Here is a 24215-nt window from a genome sequence, read left to right as displayed (position 1 = left end):
GTCGATTTTTTTAATCTTCTTCCATTTTCTTAGGTTGATAGGCTAGCATACCTAAACCAATAAATAGAGCTAGTATCTCGGCAAGGAAAATGACTTGATGATGAATATTTCCTGTCATAGAGATTGTTTGTCGTAATCCCGAAACTGAATAACTCATTGGTAACCAAGGATTAATAGCTCTAAAGAAATCATTTGTCAAAGCAAGTGGATAAGTACCTGCACTTGATGCCAACTGTAATAGAAGCAAAATAAGAGAGAAGAAAGCTCCTATACGGTTATTCCATGTTGTTAAAGCTGTAACCATAGACATGAATACTAAACTTGTTAAGATGATGAGAATAAATGTTCTCATTTCATGATTAGCAGTTAGACCAATAAGATGAACTCCTCCATATACCAAAATTCCTGCTAAAACAGCTATAATACCATTTATTTCAGCTCGAGATTTCAACCAAGCCCAGCGGCTCTCCGGATGACGTCCTGAAGGTAACTTCGCAAAGATCATATTCGTTGATATTGCTGCAACAAAGAGAGCAACTGATATCATATAAGGAGCCATTGCAACTCCATTTACAGGAACTTGATCATTGTCTGTTTTGGAAAGACTGAGAGGATTTGATAAAATCTCTGCATTTTTAGATTCCGTAGATGCTGATTTGAGTTGATCACTGGCATTACTCAATCCTTGTCCTAAAGAAGCAACTCCTGTCTGTAAACCTTCCAAGCCAGAAGTTAACTTTGTTCCACCTTCTGCTAGTTTCCCAGACCCATCTGCCAATTTATCAGCCCCATTCTCTAATTGAGACGCACCTGAAAGTAACTGACTGGATTTATCAGCTAATTGGCCTGAACCTAACTGCAATTTATCAACTCCTGCCATTAATTCTTGACTCTTTTGATTCAATTGATTGGATCCAGTTGATAATTTTTCAATACCAGATACTAATTCTGGAGTTTTTTCAACTAATTGACCAACTCCTGCTGTCAAGCTAGAAGATTTTTGTGTCAAGGTAGTTGACCCTGAAACTAGTTGGTCCAAACTACCTGTCAAGGTAGAATTTTTTTCACTTAGTTGACTTGCGCCTTGAGAAACTTTATCAACACCTGCAGTATATGCATTTACACCTGATGTAATAGACTGACTGGCAGGAACTAATTGGCTAGTAACAGCTCCTTGTATTTCTGTTAATCCACTTGACAATCCTGTCAAAGAAGTAGAAGCAAGCGGTAATACTTGATTAGCTTGATTTTTTAATGTCGAAAGATTAGAAGATTGATTTTGTAAGTTTTCTAAACTTCCCTGTAAACCTTGAGCTAAAGCTACAATGGACTGAGCCGATTGAATACTATCAGTCGAATTTTGAGATACAGAAGCACTTATTTCAGCTTGTTGCTCACTTGTCAAAGATTGATAAGCTGCTGTCGATTGAATATTAGCTAATGTAGTCGCTTTATCAGACTGAGCACTTGCTAACATTTGATTAGAAAGAGATACTATACTTGATAAAACAGAATCTAATTGTTTTGTATCACCAACATCAATATTTTGAATAGCTTGATTTAACTGATTCAGACCAGAAGATAATTGATTAATTTGATTTTTTTGCTCAGACGAAGCCTCTAACTTGCTAGAAAGTTGTTGAATGCCTTCACTTAATTGCTCCACACCCATTCGAAGTGTAGCTGATTGATTAGATAATTGATTAGTACCTGTTGCAAGATTTCCCACTCCATTTGTATAGGCACTAACACCAGATGAAAATTGATTCAGACCAGCATTGAGCTGAGAAACACCGCCAGTATAGGATTCTACACCAGTATATAATTGATTAATTCCCCTCACTAATTCAGGGCTTTTAGAAGATAATTTACCTAACCCACTATCTAATTGACTCACTGCACCAGTATATGTAACTAAACCACTATTAAAATTCCCTAAGCCAAGATGAAGTCGTTCAACACCAGAGACATAAGAGGATAATCCTTTAGTAAACTGCTCCGTTCCATTTGAAAATGTTAAACTTGAATCTGCTAAAGAGTTTAGATTAGTAGTTAATGTTTGACTTCCTGCCACTAACTGCTTCGCTCCATCAGTTAGTTTTTCACTACCAGAAGATGCTTGACTCATGCCATCCTTTAAATCGACCATTTTGCTAAATAAAGCTTTGGTATAGGTCTCGGTTACATTGGTAGAAACATTCTGCTTTAATTGTGTCATTGCAGAATCACTCATCTTGCTGGCAATAAAACTATGACCACTTGAAGTCTGATAATCGATTTGCATTTGCTCTGGATGATCCGTTAAAATAGAAGATGCTTTTTCAGATAAATCACTTGGCAAAGTGACTACCATATAGTAATCGCCATTTTCTAAACCCTTCTTACCTTCTTCTTCATCTACAAAATGAAAATCCAAGGTTTTATTTTCTTTTAAATTGGACACCATGTCTTTTCCTATAGACATGGTATTACCATTATAGGAAGCCTCTTTATCATTATTGACAACTGCCACAGGTAAGTCAGATAATTTCCCATATGGATCCCACATTGAGGATAAAAATATGATATTGTACAGAGCTGGAATAAGAGAAATCCCTATCATGACAATAATAAAGGTTGGTTTTTTAAAAATTGCTTTCCATTCTTTAAACATAGTTTCTCCTTTTTTAAACATATTGTCTAAAATTTTGATATAATAGATTATACATTAAAAAATCTAAATTACAAGATAAAAAATCCATTTTTAGACATATAGTCTAATTTGTTCATGAGGAGGAAATATGCAAGAAAGTAATAAACGCTTAAAAACAAAGAGAACTATTGAAAATGCTATGGTACAATTACTAATGGAACAACCATTTGATCAAATTTCTACTGTCAAGTTAGCAGAAAAAGCCGGAATTAGCCGTTCCAGTTTCTATACTCACTATAAAGATAAGTATGATATGATTGAGCACTATCAAAGCAAGCTATTTCATACATTTGAATATATTTTTCAAAAACATGCTCATCATAAAAGAGACGCTATTTTAGAAGTCTTTGAATATCTAGAGTCAGAACCACTTCTGGCTGCCCTTCTTTCTGAAAACGGGACTAAAGAAATTCAAAATTTCTTACGAAATAAACTTCATATCATGCTCAGTACAGATTTACAAAAGCGATTTATGCAACTGAATCTCAATACCACTGAATTAGAATACAGTAGCATCTATCTAACTCACGCACTTTTTGGTGTCTGCCAAACTTGGATTGCACATGGAAAAAAAGAAAGTCCTCAAGAAATAACAGACTTCCTTATGAAGATGCTTGGTGATATAAATTGATACAAAAAAGGGAACAACACTATGTTCCCTTTTATCTATACTCCGCCAGTAGGACTCGAACCTACGACATCATGATTAACAGTCATGCGCTACTACCAACTGAGCTATGGCGGATAAAATAGTCCGTACGGGATTCGAACCCGTGTTACCGCCGTGAAAAGGCGGTGTCTTAACCCCTTGACCAACGGACCTTCTATCTGTAGCAGATATAACCATTATATCAATTTCTTGCTAATTGTCAATTACTTTTGAGTTTTTTTCTCTAGAATATCTTTCAATTTTCTAATTTTTAATCTTGAAATAGGACAACGATGGTCTTCATAGAAAACAATTTCTAGGTTTTTTCGATCAATTTCTCTGATATTGCCTATATTTACTAAAAATGACTTATGAGGAGAATAAAATCTCTGAGTATGTTTGTCCTTTTCCTGAATATCTGTCATGGTACCGTAAAACTCTTTGGCAAAATTCTTACCAATAATGCGCAATTTATGAGAGACTCCTGTCGTTTCAATATATAGAATATCATGGTAAGGAATTTTTAAATCATTTCCCTTGTAATTGTAGTCAAAATAATCTACCACATCTTCATTTTCAAGTAACATACTCTTCGTGTAGAAGATATTTTGCTCAATCCTCTTCTTAAATAACTCATCATTGATATCCTTATCAACAAAATCTAAGGCTGATACCTGGTATTTATATGTTAGAGTCGCAAACTCTGATCGACTGGTGATAAAGACGATAATAGCGTAAGGATTGTAATGACGAATGAGCTGAGCCACTTCAAATCCCTTTTTCTCAATTCCATGAATATCGATATCTAGGAAATAAAGCTGATTTACTTCATCATTTTCAATATACTCTTCAAATTCACGGACTTTTCCTGTTGTCTTGTATGATATTGGAATATTCGATTCTTTCGAAATTTCATCCAATATTCTCTCTAGTCTCACTTGATGTTCAATAACATCTTCTAAAATTAAAACTTTCATTCAAATTCCCTCTTAAACCTAATGATTTGTCTAAATGTACTGCCTTCCATCTCTGTTTCTAAAATAATATTGTTGTACTTATCCAGTAGTTCTTTCACATTACTTAATCCGACTCCACGATTTCTTCCCTTAGTAGAGAATCCTAAAGCAAATAGATCTCCTGAAGGAGTCATCGTCATTTTACATGAATTCTGAATCACAATAACTGTTTCGGTTTCCATCTTAATAACTGCTACTTCCATTTGTTTTTTATAGCTATCAGCTGATCCTTCTACAGCATTGTTCAATAAAACACTCATGATACGAACCAAATCCAATAGTTCAATTGGGAGCTTGGTAATCTTATCTTTTACTTCCAGTGTAAACTCTACACCATTATTTCGAGCATAGACAATTGACTGAGCAACCAAACTTCGTAAAGCTGAATCTTCTATGTTGTTCAAGTCAAAGTAAGTATACTTATCTGAACGCAGTTTGTGATTTGCTTTGACCAAAACTTCATTGTAAACTCTGTCAATTTCCTGTAAATCACCACTATCAATTGCCATCTGCATGCTGACAAGCATCCCGGCATAGTCATGTCGAAAACCACGGATTTCATTATACAGTCCGACAATTTCATCTGTATAATTCTGTAAATGTTTCTGTTCAAATTTCTTCTGCTTCAAAGCAATCTCTTTCTCCATTTTTTCTTTATGCGAATTCATTGCAAAAAAGGTCAAAAGTAAAGAGATAAAGACAATAGATGATAAAATACTTCCAAAACTATTCAAATGTTTAATTGTACTTACTATATCTGAAACGAAAGATACAATATGTAGCAATAGTAAAGCAAAAAATACTTTTTTCAAGAAAGGGTAGAGGTAGTCTTTGTCAAAATAGGCTAGTTCCAAATGGAAATAAGTAATAATTTTTTTGATTGAAAAATAAGTTAGTAATAGAACTATAAAATAGAAAATTTCTTCATGATGGGATACTAAATAATCTCCTATAATTGAAGATAACGTTACAGATATAAAAGTATGGGTACCATTATATAACAAAGATAATAGTATACTAATAAAAATTCCTTTGTATGTTTCATATATCTTAAATTTTCTTAAATAAAAATATATAACTAATGGAAATAAAAATTTAACTAAACTAAAACCACCTCTATATACCATATTAACAACTTCTTCAAGTATAAAAACTGATATACCTGTGTAGCATAAAAAAACTATATGCTCTTTTTTAGTTATTTTACAAATCCGTTCATAACTTTTGCTAACGATAAAAAAATAAACAATAACTATCCCAAATCCAAATAAATTCATTACTTTTTCCCCTTATTTCATTACTTTTTTCTTGGGAAAATAAAATCACGGAGGTATTTTGATATCCTACTATCCCCACCTTGAATCTTTTGCAAGTCTTTTTCCTTCAAGGCTACAAACTGTTCCAATTTAACTGTGTTTTTCATAATAAAATCTCCTAAAATGTTTTTTTCTTGTAAGCTAACTTACAAAAACCATTATACAAAATGAAATTTCATTTTAGATAAAATTCTCTCAACTGTCATTTTTTTCTCCCCAAGTGTACTTTTTTAAGAAAAAAGCCGGGAAAATTCCCAGCTTTGCTACTATATTGATCCCAGCAGGATTCGAACCTGCGACCGTTCGCTTAGAAGGCGAATGCTCTATCCAGCTGAGCTATGAGACCTAATACAGCTATTCTACCAAAAATTCAATTGAAAGTCAATTTTCTATTTATGATAGGGCGAGCCCTGCTGTATTGTAAAAGATCGATAGATTTGTTCAACAAGGACTAGTCTCATTAACTGATGGGGCAAGGTTAAACGGCCAAAACTAACAGAGAGATTGGCTCTCTTTTTTACATCCTGTGCTAATCCCAGACTCCCTCCAATAATAAATGTAAGAGTAGAAAATCCTTTTATAGAAGCTTCTTCTAACTGCTTACTAAATTCTTCTGAGGAGAAAGTTTTCCCTTCAATGGCTAACACAATAACAAAATCACGGTCACTAACTTTTGATAAAATTCTCTGACCTTCTATTTCTAAAATCTTTTGATTTTCTGACTCACTAGCCCTATCTGGTGTTTTTTCATCTGCCAGCTCTATCATTTCAAGCTTAGCAAATCGAGAAATTCGTTTTGAATACTCTGCAATACCATCTTTTAAATACTTTTCTTTCAGTTTCCCAACTGTTACAACTTTAATTTTCATGACTCTATTCTAACATATTCTTTATTTTTTCACATCTTATTCACAAAATAAAAGGTTAATTTTAGCCGAGAAAACCACAGATTTTTGAAAGTTATCCACAATCTGTGAAAAACTTTTGTGTTTAAGTTATAATTAAGCTAATCAGTTTATACTTTCAGTAATTTCAAACAAATGGAGGCAAATATGAAACATCTAAAAACATTTTACAAAAAATGGTTTCAATTATTAATCGTTATCGTCATTAGCTTTATTAGTGGAGCCTTGGGTAGCTTTTCAATAAACCAACTAACTCAAAAAAGTACTGTAAGTACCTCTAACAACAATAGTACTATTACACAGACTGCCTATAAGAATGAAAATTCAACAACACAGGCTGTTAACAAAGTAAAAGATGCTGTTGTTTCAGTTATTACTTATTCGGCAAACAGACAAAATAGCGTATTTGGCAATGATGATACTGACACAGATTCTCAGCAAATCTCTAGTGAAGGATCTGGAGTTATTTATAAAAAGAATGACAAAGAAGCTTATATTGTCACCAACAATCACGTTATAAATGGTGCCAGCAAAGTAGATATTCGTTTGTCAGATGGAACTAAAGTACCTGGAGAAATCGTCGGAGCTGACACTTTCTCTGATATTGCTGTCGTCAAAATCTCTTCAGAAAAAGTGACAACAGTAGCTGAATTTGGTGATTCTAGTAAGTTAACCGTAGGAGAAACTGCTATTGCTATTGGTAGCCCATTGGGTTCTGAATATGCAAATACTGTCACTCAGGGTATTGTATCTAGTCTTAATCGAAATGTGTCCTTAAAATCTGAAGATGGTCAAGCCATTTCTACAAAAGCTATCCAAACTGATACTGCTATTAACCCAGGTAACTCTGGTGGCCCACTAATCAATATTCAAGGACAAGTTATCGGAATTACCTCAAGTAAAATTGCCACAAATGGAGGAACATCTGTAGAAGGTCTTGGTTTTGCAATCCCTGCAAATGATGCTATCAATATTATTGAACAGTTGGAAAAGAACGGAAAAGTGACTCGTCCAGCTTTGGGAATTCAAATGGTCAATCTCTCAAATATTAATACAAGTGATATTAGAAGACTGAATATTCCAAGCAATGTAACATCTGGTGTAGTTGTTCGTTCTGTGCAAAGTAATATGCCTGCCAATGGTCACCTTGAAAAATACGATGTTATTACAAAAGTAGATGACAAAGACATTGCTTCATCAACAGACTTACAAAGTGCTCTTTACAATCATTCTATCGGAGATACCATTAAAATAACTTACTATCGTAACGGTAAAGAAGAAACTACATCTATTAAACTCGACAAGAGTTCAGGTGATTTAGAATCTTAATTGACATCTATGTAAAGAAAGCTTTACATAAAAGAAAAGATGTGTTAGTGTAGAATCATGGAAAAATTTGAAATGATTTCTATCACGGATATACAAAAAAATCCCTATCAACCTCGAAAAGAATTTGATGGAGAAAAACTACATGAACTAGCACAGTCTATCAAAGAAAATGGGGTCATTCAACCGATTATTGTTCGTCAATCTCCTGTTATTGGTTATGAAATCCTTGCAGGAGAGAGACGCTATCGGGCTTCACTTTTAGCTGGTCTAAGGTCTATCCCAGCTGTTGTTAAACAGCTTTCAGATCAAGAGATGATGGTCCAGTCCATCATTGAAAATTTGCAAAGAGAAAATTTAAATCCAATAGAAGAAGCACGCGCCTATGAATCTCTTGTAGAGAAAGGATTTACCCATGCTGAAATTGCAGATAAAATGGGCAAGTCTCGTCCTTATATCAGCAACTCTATTCGCTTGCTGTCCTTGCCAGAACAGATCCTCTCAGAAGTAGAAAATGGCAAACTATCACAAGCCCACGCGCGTTCTCTAGTTGGGTTGAATAAGGAACAACAAGACTATTTCTTTCAACGAATTATAGAGGAAGACATTTCTGTAAGGAAGTTAGAAGCTCTTCTGACAGAGAAAAAACAAAAGAAACTTCAAAAAACGAATCATTTCATACAAAATGAAGAAGAACAGTTAAAAAAACTACTCGGATTAGATGTAGAAATCAAACTGTCTAAAAAAGATAGCGGAAAAATCATTATTGCTTTCTCAAATCAAGAAGAATACAGTAGAATTATCAACAGCCTGAAATAAGGCTGTTCTTTTATTTTTTTATATCACAAGGTTATCCACTATTTTTTTCAATAAAAAGCTTAATAAATCAATAGTTTCTGCTTTTATCCCCAACCTGTGGATAAAACTTAATAACATTGTGGATTATTTTTCACAGCTTGTGGAAAATTCTTGCTATCTATGGTAAAATAAGTCTAGCATTAAACTTTTAAATAGTAAAGGAGGAGAAAGGATTGAAAGAAAAACAATTTTGGAATCGTATATTAGAATTTGCTCAAGAAAGACTGACTCGATCCATGTATGATTTCTATGCTATTCAAGCTGAACTCATCAAGGTAGAGGAAAATATTGCCACTATATTTTTACCACGATCTGAAATGGAAATGGTCTGGGAAAAACAACTAAAAGATATTATTGTAGTTGCTGGATTTGAAATTTATGATGCTGAGATAACTCCCCACTATATTTTTACCAAACCTCAAGATACGGCTGTCTCACAAGTTGAAGAAGCTCCAAATTCAACTCTTTATGACTACAGTCCAAAGTTAGCATCTATTCCTTATTCGGATACTGGATTAAAAGAAAAGTATACCTTTGACAATTTTATCCAAGGGGATGGAAATGTTTGGGCAGTATCAGCCGCTTTGGCTGTCTCTGAAGATTTGGCCTTGACCTATAATCCTCTTTTTATCTATGGAGGACCTGGGCTTGGGAAGACTCACTTACTCAATGCCATTGGGAATGAGATTTTGAAAAATATTCCTGATGCGCGTGTGAAGTACATCCCTGCTGAAAGCTTTATCAACGACTTTCTTGAACATCTGAGACTTGGTGAAATGGATAAGTTCAAAAAAACCTACCGTAGCCTCGATCTCTTGTTAATTGATGATATCCAATCGCTGAGTGGAAAAAAAGTTGCAACTCAAGAAGAATTTTTCAATACTTTCAATGTTCTCCATAACAATCAAAAACAAATTGTTCTGACTAGTGATCGTAGTCCCAAACACCTAGAAGGCCTGGAAGAAAGGCTTGTCACGCGCTTTAGCTGGGGCTTGACGCAAAACATCACACCACCTGACTTTGAAACACGTATCGCCATTTTACAAAGTAAAACAGAGCATTTAGACTACAATTTCCAAAGTGATACCCTAGAATACCTAGCTGGCCAATTTGATTCAAACGTTCGAGAACTTGAAGGAGCAATCAACGACATCACTTTAATTGCCAGAGTGAAGAAGATTAAGGATATCACTATCGATATCGCTGCAGAAGCTATTCGAGCTCGCAAACAAGATGTTAGCCAAATGCTCGTCATCCCAATTGATAAAATCCAAAATGAAGTTGGTAACTTTTATGGTGTCAGTGTCAAAGAAATGAAGGGAAGCAGACGCCTTCAAAATATTGTGTTAGCCCGTCAAGTAGCCATGTATTTATCTAGAGAACTAACAGATAATAGTCTTCCAAAAATTGGGAAGGAATTCGGTGGAAAAGATCACACAACAGTCATACATGCCCATGCCAAAATTAAATCTTTGATTGATGAAGACGATAATTTACGTTTAGAAATTGAATCCATCAAAAAGAAAATTAAATAACTTGTGGATAACTTTTACTTTATTATCTTTTTTATCCACATTTTTTAAACAAGCCAAAAAACTTGATATGACTTGTTTAAATCCTGTTTTCCACAGATTTCACAGACTCTATTATTACTATTATCCTTCTAATACTAAAAATAAATAAAGGAGAATCCATGATTCATTTTTCAATTAATAAAAATTTATTTCTACAAGCATTAAATACTACTAAGAGAGCTATAAGTTCTAAAAATGCTATTCCTATTTTATCAACCGTAAAAATTGACGTGACTAATGAAGGTGTTACTTTAATTGGTTCAAATGGTCAAATTTCAATTGAAAATTTTATTTCTCAAAAAAATGAAGATGCTGGTTTGTTAATTACTTCTTTAGGTTCGATCCTTCTTGAAGCTTCCTTCTTTATCAATGTGGTATCTAGTCTACCTGATGTGACTCTTGATTTTAAAGAAATTGAACAAAATCAAATTGTTTTAACCAGCGGCAAATCAGAAATTACCCTCAAAGGAAAAGATAGCGAACAATATCCACGAATCCAAGAAATTTCAGCAAGTACTCCTTTGGTTCTTGAAACAAAATTACTCAAGAAAATTATCAATGAAACAGCTTTTGCAGCAAGTACACAAGAAAGTCGTCCAATTTTGACAGGTGTTCATTTTGTATTGAGTCAACACAAGGAGCTAAAAACAGTTGCAACAGACTCTCATCGTCTAAGCCAGAAAAAATTGACTCTTGAGAAAAATAGTGATGATTTTGATGTTGTCATTCCTAGCCGTTCTCTACGCGAATTTTCAGCGGTATTTACAGATGATATCGAAACTGTGGAGATTTTCTTTTCCAATAATCAAATCCTCTTTAGAAGCGAAAATATTAGCTTCTACACTCGTCTCCTCGAAGGAAACTATCCTGATACAGATCGTTTGATTCCAACAGACTTTAACACTACTATTACTTTTGATGTGGTAAACTTACGCCAGTCAATGGAGCGTGCTCGTCTTTTATCAAGTGCGACTCAAAATGGTACTGTGAAACTTGAAATTAAAGATGGGGTTGTTAGCGCCCATGTTCATTCTCCAGAAGTTGGTAAAGTAAACGAAGAAATCGATACTGATCAGGTGACTGGTGAAGATTTGACCATTAGTTTCAACCCAACTTACTTGATTGATTCCCTCAAGGCTTTAAATAGCGAAAAGGTGACCATTAGCTTTATCTCAGCTGTTCGTCCATTTACTCTTGTGCCAGCTGATACTGAAGAGGACTTCATGCAACTTATCACCCCAGTTCGTACAAATTAAGTGAAAGAGGTTGAGCCTAGCTCGCCTCTTTTATGATATAATCAAAAAAGAAAAGGAGAGTAGTATGTATCAAGTTGGAAATTTTGTTGAGATGAAAAAACCACACGCTTGTACAATCAAGTCAACTGGTAAAAAAGCAAATCGTTGGGAAATTACACGTGTTGGAGCAGATATCAAAATCAAATGCAGTAATTGTGACCATGTTGTCATGATGGGACGCTATGATTTTGATCGAAAGATGAATAAAATTATTGACTGATACTCAATGAAAATCAAAGAGCAAACTAGGAAACTAGCCGCAGGCTGTACTTGAGTACGGCAAGGCGACGTTGACGTGGTTTGAATTTGATTTTCGAAGAGTATGAGAACACTTAGTTAGAGGGTTAGCAAGTTTTCCCTTTTTGTGTTATAATATTAGGGATTGAAATGAAAACGGAGAATGAGAAAATATGGCTTTAACAGCAGGTATCGTTGGTTTGCCAAACGTTGGTAAATCAACACTATTTAATGCAATTACAAAAGCAGGAGCAGAGGCAGCAAACTACCCATTTGCGACGATTGATCCAAACGTTGGAATGGTAGAAGTTCCAGATGAACGTCTACAAAAACTAACTGAAATGATTACTCCTAAAAAGACAGTTCCAACAACATTTGAATTTACAGATATCGCAGGGATTGTAAAAGGAGCTTCAAAAGGAGAAGGGTTAGGGAATAAATTCTTGGCTAATATCCGTGAAGTAGATGCGATTGTTCACGTAGTTCGTGCTTTTGATGATGAAAATGTTATGCGTGAGCAAGGACGTGAAGATGCCTTTGTGGATCCACTTGCGGATATTGACACCATTAACCTGGAGTTGATTCTTGCTGACTTAGAGTCAGTTAATAAGCGTTATGCGCGTGTAGAAAAGATGGCACGTACGCAAAAAGATAAAGAATCTGTGGAAGAATTCAATGTTCTTCAAAAGATTAAACCAGTCCTTGAAGATGGGAAATCAGCTCGAACTATTGAATTTACAGATGAGGAACAAAAGGTTGTAAAAGGTCTCTTCCTTTTGACGACTAAACCAGTTCTCTATGTTGCCAATGTGGACGAGGATGTGGTTTCAGAACCTGATTCTATCGACTATGTTAAACAAATTCGTGAATTTGCAGCGACAGAAAATGCTGAAGTAGTCGTTATTTCTGCGCGTGCTGAGGAAGAAATTTCTGAGTTAGACGAAGAGGACAAGCAAGAGTTTCTTGAAGCACTTGGGTTGACAGAATCAGGAGTTGACAAGTTGACTCGTGCAGCTTACCACTTGCTTGGACTGGGAACTTACTTCACAGCTGGTGAAAAAGAAGTTCGCGCTTGGACCTTCAAACGTGGTATGAAGGCTCCTCAAGCAGCTGGTATTATCCACTCAGACTTTGAAAAAGGCTTTATTCGTGCAGTAACCATGTCATATGAGGATCTAGTGAAATACGGATCTGAAAAGGCCGTAAAAGAAGCTGGACGCTTGCGTGAAGAAGGAAAAGAATATATCGTTCAAGATGGCGATATCATGGAATTCCGCTTTAATGTCTAAAAAAATTAATAAATAGTGTCAATTAGGTTGGAAAAAAATTCCAACCCTTTTGGCTTTTGAAAGGAAAAATAAATGACCAAATTACTTGTAGGCTTGGGCAATCCAGGGGATAAATATTTTGAAACAAAACACAATGTTGGTTTTATGCTGATTGACCAATTAGCTAAAAAACAAAATGTCACTTTTAAACATGATAATATATTTCAAGCTGACCTAGCATCCTTTTTCCTAAATGGAGAAAAAATTTATCTTGTCAAACCAACGACATTTATGAATGAAAGTGGAAAAGCGGTTCATGCTTTATTGACTTATTATGGTTTGGATATTGAAGATTTACTCATCATTTACGATGATCTTGACATGGAAGTTGGAAAGATTCGTTTAAGAGCAAAGGGTTCAGCAGGTGGTCATAATGGTATCAAGTCTATTATTCAACATATAGGGACTCAGACCTTTAATCGTGTTAAGATTGGAATTGGAAGACCTAAAAATGGAATGTCAGTTGTTCACCATGTTTTGAGTACCTTTGACAAGGATGATTATATTGGTATTTTACAGTCTATTGACAAAGTTGACGATTCTGTAAACTACTATTTACAAGAGAAAAACTTTGAAAAAACGATGCAGAGGTATAACGGGTAAATGGTGACCTTATTAGATTTATTCTCAGAAAATGATCAGATTAAAAAATGGCATCAAAGTTTAACAGATAAGAAAAGACAACTAATACTTGGTTTATCAACGTCTACTAAGGCTCTTGCAATTGCAAGCAGTTTAGAAAAAGAAGATAAGATTGTTTTACTGACGTCAACTTATGGAGAAGCAGAAGGACTTGTTAGTGATCTTATCTCTATCTTGGGTGAGGAACTTGTCTATCCATTTTTGGTAGATGATTCCCCTATGGTCGAGTTTTTGATGTCTTCACAAGAAAAAATCATTTCACGGGTTGAAGCCTTGCGTTTTTTGACTGATTCATCTAAGAAAGGGATTTTAGTTTGTAATATTGCAGCAAGTCGATTGATTTTACTGTCTCCAAATGTATTCAAAGATAGTATTGTAAAAATCTCAGTTGGTGAAGAATATGACCAACATGCGCTTATCCATCAGTTAAAAGAGATAGGCTATCGAAAAGTTACACAAGTACAAACTCAAGGAGAATTTAGTCTGCGAGGAGATATTTTAGATATTTTTGAAATATCCCAGTTAGAACCTTGCCGAATTGAGTTTTTTGGTGATGAAGTCGATGGTATTAGGTCATTTGAAGTCGAAACACAATTATCGAAAGAAAATCAGACAGAACTCACTATCTTTCCAGCTAGTGATATGCTTTTGAGAGAAAAGGATTATAAACGAGGTCAGTCAGCTTTAGAAAAACAAATTTCGAAGACCTTATCACCTATTTTGAAATCATACCTAGAAGAAATTCTTTCAAGTTTTCACCAAAAACAAATTCACTCTGATTCAAGGAAGTTTTTATCTTTGTGTTATGACAAGATATGGACTGTTTTTGACTATATTGAAAAAGATACCCCAGTATTCTTTGATGATTATCAGAAATTGATGAATCAGTATGAAGTCTTTGAAAGGGAGTTAGCACAATACTTTACAGAAGAATTACAGAACAGTAAAGCATTTTCTGAGATGCAGTATTTTGCAGATACAGAGCAAATCTATAAAAAACAGAGTCCGGTTACCTTTTTCTCTAATCTGCAAAAGGGTTTAGGCAATCTCAAGTTTGACCAAATTTATCAATTTAATCAATATCCTATGCAAGAATTTTTCAATCAATTTTCTTTTCTAAAAGAAGAAATTGAGAGATACAAAAAAATGGATTACACTATTATTCTGCAGTCTAGCAATTCAATGGGAAGTAAAACATTGGAGGATGTTTTAGAGGAATATCAGATTAAATTGGATTCCAGAGATAAGTCAAGTATTTGTAAAGAATCTGTAAACTTAATCGAGGGTAATCTCAGACATGGTTTTCATTTTGTAGATGAAAAGATTTTATTGATAACTGAACATGAGATTTTTCAAAAGAAATTGAAACGTCGTTTTCGAAGACAACATGTTTCAAACGCAGAGAGATTAAAAGATTACAATGAACTTGAAAAAGGGGACTACGTTGTCCATCATATCCATGGGATTGGTCAATATTTAGGAATTGAAACCATTGAAATCAAAGGGATACACCGCGATTATGTCAGTGTGCAGTATCAAAATGGGGATCAAATCTCTATCCCAGTAGAACAGATTCATCTACTGTCTAAATATGTTTCAAGTGATGGTAAAGCGCCAAAACTCAATAAATTAAATGACGGTCATTTCAAAAAGGCCAAGCAAAAAGTAAAGAACCAGGTAGAGGATATAGCTGACGATTTAATCAAACTTTATTCTGAGCGTAGTCAGTTGAAGGGTTTTGCTTTCTCAGCTGATGATGAGGATCAACATGCTTTTGATGATGCCTTCCCTTATGTTGAAACGGATGATCAACTTCGTAGTGTTGAGGAAATCAAGAGAGATATGCAGGCTTCTCAACCAATGGATCGACTTTTAGTTGGGGATGTTGGTTTTGGAAAGACTGAAGTTGCTATGCGTGCAGCCTTTAAGGCAGTCAATGATCACAAACAGGTTGTCGTTCTAGTTCCGACGACGGTTTTAGCGCAACAGCACTATACGAATTTTAAGGAACGATTCCAAAATTTTGCAGTTAATATTGATGTGTTGAGTCGCTTTAGAAGTAAAAAAGAGCAGACTGAAACACTTGAAAAATTGAAAAAGGGTCAAGTTGATATTTTAATTGGAACACATCGTGTTTTGTCAAAAGATGTTGTGTTTGCTGATTTGGGTTTGATGATTATTGATGAGGAACAGCGATTTGGTGTCAAGCATAAGGAAACCTTGAAAGAACTGAAAAAACAAGTAGATGTCCTGACCTTGACAGCAACGCCAATTCCTCGTACCCTTCACATGTCTATGCTGGGAATCAGAGATTTGTCTGTTATTGAAACTCCGCCGACTAATCGTTATCCAGTGCAAACCTATGTTTTAGAAAAGAATGATAGTGTGATTCGTGATGCTGTCTTGCGTGAAATGGAGCGTGGAGGTCAAGTTTACTATCTTTACAATAAAGTTGACACGATTGACCAGAAGGTTTCCGAATTACAGGAGTTGATTCCAGATGCTTCGATTGGTTATGTTCATGGGCAAATGAGTGAGATTCAGTTAGAAAATACTCTACTGGATTTCATTGAAGGTCAGTATGATATTTTAGTGACTACTACCATTATTGAGACAGGGGTGGACATTCCAAATGCTAATACTTTATTTATTGAAAATGCGGACCATATGGGCTTGTCAACCTTGTATCAGTTAAGAGGAAGAGTCGGTCGTAGTAATCGTATTGCTTATGCCTATCTCATGTATCGTCCAGAAAAATCAATCAGTGAAGTCTCCGAGAAGAGATTAGAAGCGATCAAAGGATTTACAGAATTGGGCTCTGGATTTAAGATTGCAATGCGAGATCTTTCGATTCGCGGAGCAGGAAATCTCCTAGGAAAATCTCAGTCTGGTTTCATTGATTCTGTTGGTTTTGAATTGTATTCTCAGTTACTAGAAGAAGCTATTGCTAAACGACATGGTAATGGGAAAACAAGGACCAAAGGAAATGCCGAATTGATTTTGCAAATTGATGCCTATCTTCCTGATACTTATATATCTGACCAACGACATAAGATTGAAATTTACAAGAAAATTCGTCAAATTGACAACCGTGTCAATTATGAAGAGTTACAGGAAGAGTTGATGGACCGCTTTGGAGAATACCCAGACGTTGTAGCTTATCTTTTAGAAATTGGTTTAGTCAAGTCATACTTGGACAAGGTATTTGTTCAACGTGTTGAAAGAAAAGAGAATAAGATTACAGTTCAATTTGAAAAAGTCACTAAACGACTGTTTTTAGCTCAAGATTATTTTAAAGCTTTATCTGCAACAAACCTAAAAGCAGCCATAGCTGAGAATAAGGGATTAATGGAAGTTGTATTTGATGTCCGAAACAAGAAGGACTATGAAATTTTAGAAGGTCTGCTCATTTTTGGAGAAAGTTTATTAGAGATAAAAGAGTCAAAAGAAGGCAATTCCCTTTAACATTTTTCTTCTATAAAGTGGATAAAAATGGTATAATAATAATTTGAGGTAATAAAAATGAGATTAGACAAATATTTAAAAGTATCAAGAATTATCAAGCGTCGTACAGTCGCAAAGGAAGTAGCTGATAAAGGTAGAATCAAGGTAAATGGAATCTTGGCAAAAAGTTCAACGGATTTGAAAGTTAATGACCAAGTTGAAATTCGCTTTGGGAATAAGTTGCTACTTGTAAAAGTACTAGAGATGAAAGATAGTACAAAAAAAGAAGATGCAGCAGGCATGTATGAAATTATCAGTGAAACACGGGTAGAAGAAAATGTCTAAAAATATCGTACAATTGAATAATTCTTTTATTCAAAATGAACACCAACGTCGTCGTTATCTGATGAAGGAACGACAAAAACGGAATCGTTTCATGGGTTGGGTTCTTATTTTGATGATTTTATTGTTCATTTTACCAACTTATAATCTTGCTCAAAGCTATTACCAATTACTCCAAAGACGTCAACAGTTATCAGACTTGCAAACTCAGTATCAAACCTTGAGTGAGGAAAAGGAGAAGGAAACAGCTTTTGCCACAAAGTTGAAAGATGAAGATTACGCTGCTAAATACATGCGTGCAAAATATTATTACTCTAAGAATCGGGAAGCCGTTTATACGATTCCTGACTTGCTTCCAAGGTGATGAAATGGAAAATTTATTAGATGTAATAGAGCAATTTTTGAGTCTATCGGATGAAAAGCTGGAAGAGTTGGCTGAAAAAAATCAATTATTGCGTTTACAAGAAGAAAAGGAAAGGAAGAATGCGTAAATTCTTAATTATTTTGTTGCTACCGAGTTTTTTGACCATCTCAAAAGTCGTTAGCACAGAAAAAGAAGTCGTCTATACTTCGAAAGAAATTTATTACCTTTCACAATCTGACTTTGGTATTTATTTTAGAGAAAAATTAAGTTCTCCTATGGTTTATGGAGAAGTTCCTATCTATGCGAATGAAGATTTAGTAGTGGAATCTGGAAAATTAACTCCAAAAACAAGTTTCCAAATAACCGAGTGGTGCTTAAATAAACAGGGAATTCCAGTATTTAAGTTATCCAACCACCAATTTATAGCTGCGGACAAACGATTTTTATATGATCAATCAGAGGTAACTCCTACAATAAAAAAAGTATGGTTAGAATCTGATTTTAAACTGTACAATAGTCCTTATGACTTAAAAGAAGTGAAATCATCCTTATCAGCTTATTCTCAGGTATCAATCGATAAGACCATGTTTGTAGAAGGAAGAGAATTTCTACATATTGATCAGGCTGGATGGGTAGCTAAAGAATCAACTTCTGAAGAAGATAATCGGATGAGTAAAGTCCAAGAAATGTTATCGGAAAAATATCAGAAGGATTCATTTTCTATTTATGTTAAGCAACTGACTACTGGAAAAGAAGCTGGTATCAATCAAGATGAAAAGATGTATGCGGCTAGTGTTTTGAAACTCCCTTATCTTTATTATACGCAAGAAAAAATAAATGAAGGTCTTTATCAGTTAGATACGACTGTAAAATACATATCTGCAGTCAATGATTTTCCAGGTTCCTATAAACCAGAAGGAAGTGGTAGTCTTCCTAAAAAAGAGGATAATAAAGAGTATTCTCTAAAGGATTTAATTACGAAAGTATCAAAAGAATCTGATAATGTAGCTCATAATTTATTGGGATATTACATTTCAAACCAATCTGATGCCACATTTAAATCCAAGATGTCTGCTATTATGGGAGATGATTGGGATTTAAAAGAAAAATTGATTTCTTCTAAAATGGCTGGGAAAGTTATGGAAGCTATTTATAATCAAAATGGATTTGTGCTAGAGTCTTTGACTAAAACAGATTTTGATAATGAGCGAATTGCCAAAGGTGTATCTGTTAAAGTAGCTCATAAAATTGGAGATGCAGACGAATTTAAGCATGATACAGGTGTTGTCTATGCAGATTCTCCATTTATTCTTTCTATTTTCACAAAGAATTCTGATTATGATACGATTTCTAAGATAGCCAAAGATGTTTATGAGGTTCTAAAATGAGGGAACAAGATTTTTTAAATCATTTTCTCAATAAGGGATATTTCAAAAAACATGCTAAGGTGGTGCTAGCTCTTTCTGGTGGATTAGATTCTATGTTTCTATTTAAGGTATTGTCTACCTATAAAAAAGAGTTAGAAATTGAATTGATTCTAGCTCATGTGAATCATAAGCAGAGAGTAGAATCAGATTGGGAAGAACAGGAATTAAGGAAGTTGGCTGCTGAAGCAGAGCTTCCTATTTATATCAGCAATTTTTCAGGAGAATTTTCAGAAGCGCGTGCTCGAGATTTTCGTTATGAATTTTTTAAAAAAGTCATGAAAAAGACAGGTGCGACAGCTTTAGTCACTGCCCACCATGCTGATGACCAGGTGGAAACGATTTTGATGCGCTTGATTCGAGGCACTCGTTTGCGCTATCTATCAGGAATTAAGGAGAAGCAAGTAGTCGGAGAGATAGAAATCATTCGTCCCTTCTTGCATTTTCAAAAAAAAGACTTTCCACCAATTTTTCACTTTGAAGATATATCAAATAAGGAAAATTATTATTTTCGCAATCGTATTCGAAACTCTTACTTACCAGAATTGGAAAAAGAAAATCCTCGATTTAGAGATGCAATATTGAGAATCGGCAATGAAATTTTAGATTGTGACCTAGCCATAGCTGAATTATCAAAGAATATTGATATAGAAAATGTAGAGCAGCTATTGTCTTACTCTGAGTCCACACAAAGAGTTTTACTTCAAACTTATCTGAATCGTTTTCCAGATTTGAATCTTACAAAAGCTCAGTTTGATGAAGTTCGACAGATTTTAAAAACTAAAAGCCAGTATCGTCATCCGCTTAAAAATGGTTATGAATTAGTAAAAGAGTATCAACAGTTTCGGATTTGTAAAATCAGTCCTCAGGCTGATGAAAAGGAAGAGGAACTTGTGTTACACTATCAAAATCAAGTTACTTATCAAGGATATTTATTTTCCTTTGGACTTCCTTTAGAAGGTGAATTAATTCAGCAGGTACCTGTTTCACGCGAAACATCATTACACATTCGTCATCGAAAAACAGGAGATGTTTTGATTCAAAATGGGCATAGAAAAAAACTCAGACGTCTATTTATTGATTTGAAAATCCCTATGGAAAAACGAAAATCTGCTCTGATTATTGAGCAATTTGGTGAAATTGTATCAATTTTGGGAATTGCGACCAGTAATTTGAGTAAAAAAACGAAAAATGATATAATGAACACTGTACTTTATATAGAAAAAATAGATAGGTAAAAAAATGTTAGAAAACGATATTAAAAAAATCCTCGTTTCACACGATGAAATTACAGCAGCTGCTAAAAAATTAGGTGCTCAATTAACTAAGGACTATGCAGGAAAAAATCCAATCTTAGTTGGGATTTTAAAAGGATCTATTCCTTTTATGGCTGAATTGGTTAAACATATCGACACACATATTGAAATGGACTTCATGATGGTTTCTAGCTACCATGGTGGAACAGCAAGTAGTGGTGTCATCAATATCAAGCAAGATGTGACTCAAGATATCAAAGGAAGACATGTTCTATTTGTAGAGGATATCATTGATACAGGACAAACTTTGAAGAATTTGCGAGATATGTTTATTGAAAGAGAAGCTGCTTCTGTTAACATTGCAACCTTGTTGGATAAACCAGAGGGGCGTGTTGTAGAAATTGAGGCAGACTATACCTGCTTTACTATTCCAAATGAGTTTGTAGTAGGTTATGGCTTAGACTACAAAGAAAATTATCGTAATCTTCCTTATGTTGGAGTATTGAAAGAAGAAGTGTATTCAAATTAGAAAGAACAATTTTTAATGAAAAAACAAAATAATGGTTTAATTAAAAATCCTTTTCTATGGTTATTACTTATTTTTTTCCTAGTTACATCTTATCAGTATTTTAGTACAGGTAGTGTTGCAGGGAAAAGTGAGCAAATTAATTATACAGAATTGGTAAAAGAAATTACCGATGACAATGTAAAAGAATTGACTTACCAACCAAATGGCAGTGTTATCGAAGTTTCAGGTGTCTATAAAAATCCTAAAACAAGTAAAGAAGAAACAGGTATCCAGTTCTTTTCTCCTTCTGCTACAACAGTAGAGAAATTTTCAAGTATTATTCTTCCTTCAGATACGACAGTATCTGAATTGCAAAAGCTTGCTTCTGACCATAAAGCGGAAGTAACTGTTAAGCATGAAAGTTCAAGTGGTATGTGGATTAATATTCTTGTATCCATTGTGCCATTCGGTATCCTTTTCTTCTTCCTATTCTCTATGATGGGAAATATGGGAGGGAATAATAGCCGTAACCCGATGAGTTTTGGACGTAGTAAGGCTAAAGCCGCAAATAAAGAGGATATTAAAGTAAGATTTTCAGATGTTGCTGGAGCTGAGGAAGAAAAACAAGAACTAGTTGAAGTTGTTGAATTCTTAAAAGATCCAAAACGATTTACAAAACTTGGAGCTCGTATTCCAGCAGGTGTTCTTCTAGAGGGACCTCCGGGAACAGGTAAGACTTTGCTTGCTAAAGCAGTTGCCGGAGAAGCAGGTGTTCCATTCTTTAGTATCTCAGGTTCTGATTTTGTAGAAATGTTTGTCGGAGTTGGAGCTAGTCGTGTTCGTTCTCTTTTTGAAGATGCAAAAAAAGCAGCACCAGCTATCATCTTTATCGATGAAATTGATGCTGTTGGACGTCAACGTGGAGTTGGTCTTGGCGGAGGAAATGACGAACGTGAACAAACCTTGAACCAACTCTTGATTGAGATGGATGGTTTTGAGGGAAATGAAGGGATTATTGTCATCGCTGCGACAAACCGTTCAGATGTACTTGACCCTGCCCTTCTGCGTCCAGGACGTTTTGATAGAAAAGTATTGGTTGGCCGTCCTGATGTTAAGGGTCGCGAAGCAATCTTGAAAGTTCATGCTAAGAACAAGCCTTTAGCAGAAGATGTTGATTTGAAATTAGTGGCTCAACAAACTCCAGGTTTTGTTGGTGCTGATTTAGAGAATGTTTTGAATGAAGCAGCTTTAGTTGCTGCTCGTCGCAATAAATCAATCATTGATGCCTCAGATATTGATGAAGCAGAAGATAGAGTGATTGCCGGTCCTTCCAAGAAAGATAAGACAGTTTCACAAAAAGAACGTGAATTGGTTGCCTATCATGAGGCAGGACATACCATTGTTGGTCTAGTCTTGTCAAATGCCCGTGTTGTTCATAAAGTTACTATCGTACCACGCGGACGAGCAGGCGGATACATGATTGCACTTCCTAAAGAGGATCAAATGCTTCTTTCTAAAGAAGATATGAAAGAGCAATTGGCTGGATTAATGGGTGGACGTGTAGCTGAAGAAATTATCTTTAATGTCCAAACTACAGGAGCTTCAAACGATTTTGAACAAGCTACTCAGATGGCGCGTGCAATGGTTACAGAGTATGGTATGAGTGAAAAACTTGGCCCAGTACAATATGAAGGAAACCATGCTATGTTTGGTGCACAGAGTCCTCAAAAATCAATTTCAGAACAAACAGCTTATGAAATTGATGAAGAGGTTCGTTCATTATTAAATGAAGCACGAAATAAAGCTGCTGAAATTATTCAATCAAATCGTGAAACTCACAAGTTGATTGCAGAAGCATTATTGAAATACGAAACATTGGATAGTACACAAATTAAATCTCTTTACGAAACAGGAAAGATGCCTGAAACAGTAGAAGAGGAATCCCATGCATTATCTTATGATGAAGTAAAGTCAAAAATGAATGACGAAAAATAACCCCTAGAGAGGCGTGTCCTCTCTTTTTTTGCGCAGTTGAAGCGGTGTAGAGAACAGAACGGGGAAATAGGACAAAACTGTTTTTGAATCTGTTAGACTGTATCTAGAAAGGGGAACAATATGCTTAAAAAATTGTATGAAGAAGTCCAGGGAATTGTGTACAAGTGTAGAAATGAATATCATCTCCATTTATGGGAATTATCAGATTGGGACCAAGAGGGAATGATCTGCTTACATGAATTGATTAGTAGAGAAGAAGGACTTGTGGAAGATATACCACGTTTACGTAAATATTTCAAAACAAAATTTCGGAATCGGATTTTAGACTATATCCGTAAACAAGAAAGTCAAAAACGAAGATATGATAAAGAACCCTATGAAGAAGTAGGTGAGATTAGTCATCGTATCAGTGAGGGAGGTCTGTGGCTAGATGATTATTATCTCTTTCATGAAACCCTAAGAGATTATAGAAACAAACAAAGTGAAGAGCAACAAGAAGAGTTAGAACGTGTCTTAAGAAACGAACGATTCCGAGGTCGACAAAGAGTATTAAGAGACTTACGTATTGTGTTTAAAGAGTTTGACATCCGTACTCATTAGGAAGTCATACAAAAAAATAGAAAAAAGATAAAAAAAGTAGTTGACAAAGTTTAAAAAGTGGGTATAATAGTAAGAGTTGAAAATAACAACTCAGGTCCGTTGGTCAAGGGGTTAAGACACCGCCTTTTCACGGCGGTAACACGGGTTCGAATCCCGTACGGACTATGGTATGTTGCAGATGAAACACTTGATGAAAAAAGTTTCAAAAAAGTGTTGACAAGCGAAAGCGACTGTGATATACTAATATAGTTGTCACTTGAGAGAAGTGAGTGACAAAGACCTTTGAAAACTGAACAAGACGAACCAATGTGCAGGGCACTACAACAATTGTTGTAGTACTGAACAATGAAAAAAAACAATAAATCTGTCAGTGACAGAAATGAGTGAGAACTCAAACTTTTAATGAGAGTTTGATCCTGGCTCAGGACGAACGCTGGCGGCGTG

General features: G+C 35.0%; 22 protein-coding genes and 4 tRNA genes. 18 read left to right on the top strand and 8 right to left on the bottom strand.

Going from position 1 to position 24215, the window contains the following annotated elements; all coding sequences use genetic code 11:
* Positions 1-10 precede the first annotated feature (10 nt).
* On the bottom strand, positions 11-2653 hold the full coding sequence (locus B7697_RS04745) for a YhgE/Pip domain-containing protein (RefSeq protein WP_084950585.1): 2643 nt from the start codon (positions 2651-2653) through the stop codon (positions 11-13).
* A 127-nt stretch (positions 2654-2780) separates the two neighbouring features.
* On the opposite strand from B7697_RS04745, the gene B7697_RS04740 reads away from it, so the two are divergent.
* Entirely contained in the window at positions 2781-3323 is a 543-nt protein-coding gene (locus B7697_RS04740; RefSeq protein WP_033689607.1) for a TetR/AcrR family transcriptional regulator, read from the top strand.
* 40 nt (positions 3324-3363) lie between these two features.
* On the opposite strand, the gene B7697_RS04735 is transcribed toward B7697_RS04740, so the two are convergent.
* The 7 genes from B7697_RS04735 to rlmH form a co-directional block, all read right to left on the bottom strand.
* Positions 3364-3437: transfer RNA gene (locus tag B7697_RS04735), tRNA-Asn, on the bottom strand.
* Positions 3438-3442: 5 nt separating this feature from the next.
* Positions 3443-3514, bottom strand: a tRNA-Glu gene (locus B7697_RS04730).
* Positions 3515-3565: 51 nt separating this feature from the next.
* On the bottom strand, positions 3566-4318 hold the full coding sequence (comE, locus tag B7697_RS04725; protein ID WP_084950584.1) for a competence system response regulator transcription factor ComE: 753 nt from the start codon (positions 4316-4318) through the stop codon (positions 3566-3568).
* The gene (gene comD, locus B7697_RS04720; RefSeq protein WP_084950582.1) at positions 4315-5634 is read right to left on the bottom strand and encodes a competence system sensor histidine kinase ComD; all 1320 of its coding nucleotides are present in this window, start codon (positions 5632-5634) and stop codon (positions 4315-4317) included. The genes comE and comD overlap by 4 nt, the downstream gene beginning before the upstream one ends.
* A gap of 20 nt (positions 5635-5654) precedes the next feature.
* A complete protein-coding gene (gene comC, locus B7697_RS04715; RefSeq protein WP_084950581.1) occupies positions 5655-5780 on the bottom strand; it encodes a competence-stimulating peptide ComC in 126 nt (41 codons plus the stop codon).
* 165 nt (positions 5781-5945) lie between these two features.
* Positions 5946-6019 (bottom strand) — tRNA-Arg (locus B7697_RS04710).
* A gap of 43 nt (positions 6020-6062) precedes the next feature.
* Positions 6063-6542, bottom strand: a complete 480-nt coding sequence (gene rlmH / locus B7697_RS04705; protein ID WP_084950579.1) for a 23S rRNA (pseudouridine(1915)-N(3))-methyltransferase RlmH — start codon at positions 6540-6542, stop codon at positions 6063-6065.
* A gap of 183 nt (positions 6543-6725) precedes the next feature.
* Between rlmH and htrA the strand changes: the two genes are divergently transcribed.
* The 17 genes from htrA to B7697_RS04620 all read left to right on the top strand — a co-directional run bounded on the left by htrA (position 6726) and on the right by B7697_RS04620 (position 23936).
* Entirely contained in the window at positions 6726-7907 is a 1182-nt protein-coding gene (htrA, locus tag B7697_RS04700; RefSeq protein WP_084950578.1) for a serine protease HtrA, read from the top strand.
* A 57-nt stretch (positions 7908-7964) separates the two neighbouring features.
* Positions 7965-8723, top strand: coding sequence for a ParB/RepB/Spo0J family partition protein (locus tag B7697_RS04695; protein ID WP_084950576.1), 759 nt, complete (start codon positions 7965-7967; stop codon positions 8721-8723).
* A 212-nt stretch (positions 8724-8935) separates the two neighbouring features.
* A complete protein-coding gene (gene dnaA, locus B7697_RS04690) occupies positions 8936-10297 on the top strand; it encodes a chromosomal replication initiator protein DnaA (RefSeq protein WP_084950575.1) in 1362 nt (453 codons plus the stop codon).
* A gap of 158 nt (positions 10298-10455) precedes the next feature.
* Positions 10456-11592 (top strand): DNA polymerase III subunit beta, encoded by a 1137-nt coding sequence (gene dnaN / locus B7697_RS04685; protein ID WP_084950574.1) that lies wholly within the window; start codon positions 10456-10458, stop codon positions 11590-11592.
* A gap of 64 nt (positions 11593-11656) precedes the next feature.
* Positions 11657-11851, top strand: coding sequence for a DUF951 domain-containing protein (locus tag B7697_RS04680; protein WP_000285186.1), 195 nt, complete (start codon positions 11657-11659; stop codon positions 11849-11851).
* Between the two features lie 190 nt (positions 11852-12041).
* The gene (gene ychF, locus B7697_RS04670) at positions 12042-13157 is read left to right on the top strand and encodes a redox-regulated ATPase YchF (protein ID WP_084950572.1); all 1116 of its coding nucleotides are present in this window, start codon (positions 12042-12044) and stop codon (positions 13155-13157) included.
* A gap of 72 nt (positions 13158-13229) precedes the next feature.
* Positions 13230-13799: an aminoacyl-tRNA hydrolase gene (pth, locus tag B7697_RS04665; protein WP_084950571.1), complete on the top strand. Its 570-nt coding sequence runs from the start codon at positions 13230-13232 to the stop codon at positions 13797-13799.
* The gene (gene mfd, locus B7697_RS04660; RefSeq protein ID WP_084950570.1) at positions 13800-17303 is read left to right on the top strand and encodes a transcription-repair coupling factor; all 3504 of its coding nucleotides are present in this window, start codon (positions 13800-13802) and stop codon (positions 17301-17303) included. It begins immediately after the preceding gene.
* Between the two features lie 57 nt (positions 17304-17360).
* Positions 17361-17627, top strand: coding sequence for an RNA-binding S4 domain-containing protein (locus tag B7697_RS04655; RefSeq protein WP_001234978.1), 267 nt, complete (start codon positions 17361-17363; stop codon positions 17625-17627).
* Positions 17620-17988, top strand: a complete 369-nt coding sequence (locus B7697_RS04650) for a septum formation initiator family protein (protein ID WP_084950569.1) — start codon at positions 17620-17622, stop codon at positions 17986-17988. The genes B7697_RS04655 and B7697_RS04650 overlap by 8 nt, the downstream gene beginning before the upstream one ends.
* Before the next feature lie 4 nt (positions 17989-17992).
* A complete protein-coding gene (locus B7697_RS09470) occupies positions 17993-18115 on the top strand; it encodes an SP_0009 family protein (protein ID WP_000429336.1) in 123 nt (40 codons plus the stop codon).
* The gene (locus B7697_RS04645) at positions 18108-19376 is read left to right on the top strand and encodes a serine hydrolase (protein WP_084950567.1); all 1269 of its coding nucleotides are present in this window, start codon (positions 18108-18110) and stop codon (positions 19374-19376) included. Before B7697_RS09470 ends, B7697_RS04645 begins: the two co-directional genes overlap by 8 nt.
* Entirely contained in the window at positions 19373-20650 is a 1278-nt protein-coding gene (gene tilS, locus B7697_RS04640) for a tRNA lysidine(34) synthetase TilS (protein WP_084950566.1), read from the top strand. The genes B7697_RS04645 and tilS overlap by 4 nt, the downstream gene beginning before the upstream one ends.
* A gap of 4 nt (positions 20651-20654) precedes the next feature.
* On the top strand, positions 20655-21197 hold the full coding sequence (gene hpt / locus B7697_RS04635; protein WP_033682551.1) for a hypoxanthine phosphoribosyltransferase: 543 nt from the start codon (positions 20655-20657) through the stop codon (positions 21195-21197).
* A gap of 15 nt (positions 21198-21212) precedes the next feature.
* On the top strand, positions 21213-23171 hold the full coding sequence (ftsH, locus tag B7697_RS04630) for an ATP-dependent zinc metalloprotease FtsH (protein WP_070842143.1): 1959 nt from the start codon (positions 21213-21215) through the stop codon (positions 23169-23171).
* Positions 23172-23291: 120 nt separating this feature from the next.
* Positions 23292-23771, top strand: a complete 480-nt coding sequence (locus B7697_RS04625) for a sigma-70 RNA polymerase sigma factor region 4 domain-containing protein (RefSeq protein WP_084950564.1) — start codon at positions 23292-23294, stop codon at positions 23769-23771.
* Positions 23772-23864: 93 nt separating this feature from the next.
* Positions 23865-23936, top strand: a tRNA-Glu gene (locus B7697_RS04620).
* The last annotated feature ends 279 nt before the right edge of the window (positions 23937-24215 follow it).

Origin of the sequence: Streptococcus mitis, assembly GCF_002096895.1 — a bacterium.
GTDB lineage: Bacteria > Bacillota > Bacilli > Lactobacillales > Streptococcaceae > Streptococcus > Streptococcus mitis_AH.
This window is presented reverse-complemented; position numbering and strand designations above follow the sequence as displayed.